1 protein-coding gene is annotated in these 1,408 nt (G+C 56.3%); it reads right to left on the bottom strand.

The features are described 5' to 3' along the window. Nucleotides 1-610: 610 nt before the first annotated feature. Nucleotides 611-1,408: multicopper oxidase family protein (locus tag AC0QHF_RS24480; RefSeq protein ID WP_324706882.1), on the bottom strand; the 798-nt coding region annotated here is incomplete at its 5' end.

Raw genomic sequence — 1,408 nt, 5'->3', positions numbered from 1 at the left:
GACTCAAGTCGCCGTTCGTTTTTCCTCCCTGCTCTAAAGAGACAGAGCTTCCAAACGTATCGGAGATTTTACGTGACGATTTGATAGTCGGCCTTTTTGAAGATTCTTTCCAGAGTTTTGATGTGGGCAGGGATCTCATCTTCGTTTGATGCTTTTTGACCCCACATTTTTGGGGGTGGCGACCGTCAACCCACGGGACTGATCCGCCGGTACATTGGGGGCGATCGCGCTTTTTTCGGGTGGGGGTTTATAGCGCTGAAGCCAGAGTAATGGGGAATAGGGAACTGAAACTGCTTTTCTATAATAAGGGGAGGTCGCCCCTTGTTCTGACCCCATTTCAACTGTTACCACACGAGCGCGATACTGGCGATACAGACAAAATAGGAGACTCAGATCCGTGGCAGCAACCGTCCCCGGTGGTGATCGCAACTCACGCAACTCACAAAAGATATCAACGATCGCAACTCACGCAACTCACAAAGAATTTCAACGTGGAAGCAACCGTCCCCGGTGGCGATCGAGCGCGATACTAGCGATACAGACAAAATAGGAGACTCAGATCCGTGGAAGCAACCGTCCCCGGTTGCCATCTCCGATTTGGGAAAGGATGTCAATTTGCGATCGCCACACTCCCCATCATCCCCAAATCTTCGTGGTCCAAAATGTGGCAGTGGTAGACCGTTTGGCCCGCAAAATCCCGAAACGGAACCCGCAGCCGCACCGTCTCCCCCCGCATCACCAAAACCGTATCCTTCCAAGCCCGATAAGGTGTCGGCCGGCCGTTGCGACTCACCACCTGCACGGGGTTGGTGTGGAGGTGAAACGGATGGTCCATCGTCCCGGTCGTGGTAATTTCCCAATCTTCCACCGTCCCCAACTTGACCTGCGTATCCAACCGCTGGGGGTCGAATACCTGGCCGTTAATTAAAAAGACCATTCCCATCCCCCTCGCCATGCCGTGATTGAGGGTAAATTGTTTGGTGGCGGCGGGTTCGGGAAGGGCCTCCACCGGCAACAACTGCTTCGGCAGGGGGACGGACTGAACCGACTCGCCATAAGTGAAAGTTGCCAGAGTTTGGGTCCTGTTGGAATTGGACGGATTGCCCATCATGCCGCGCCCCATCATGCCCCGTCCCATCATGCCGCCGCCCATCATGCCGCCCCGGTTGTAGGGTTTGTTGAGGAGGCGGTACTGTCCGGGGGTGCGATCCGCGACAGCGTACCTATCGCCGCGCACCAGGACCTCGATCCGTTCTCCGGGGGTCAGCAACACCTCCGCCAACTCCGCCGGTTCGGGAATCGCCCCGCCGTCCGTGGCGATCAGGTGCATGGGGTAACCAATCCCCGCGAAGACAGCGACGGGGCTTTCTAGCCCTAACCTGTTACTCTGTCTCGCAGAGAGCAAGAC

The sequence above is a fragment of the Lyngbya sp. CCY1209 genome (assembly GCF_055795065.1).
This window is presented reverse-complemented; position numbering and strand designations above follow the sequence as displayed.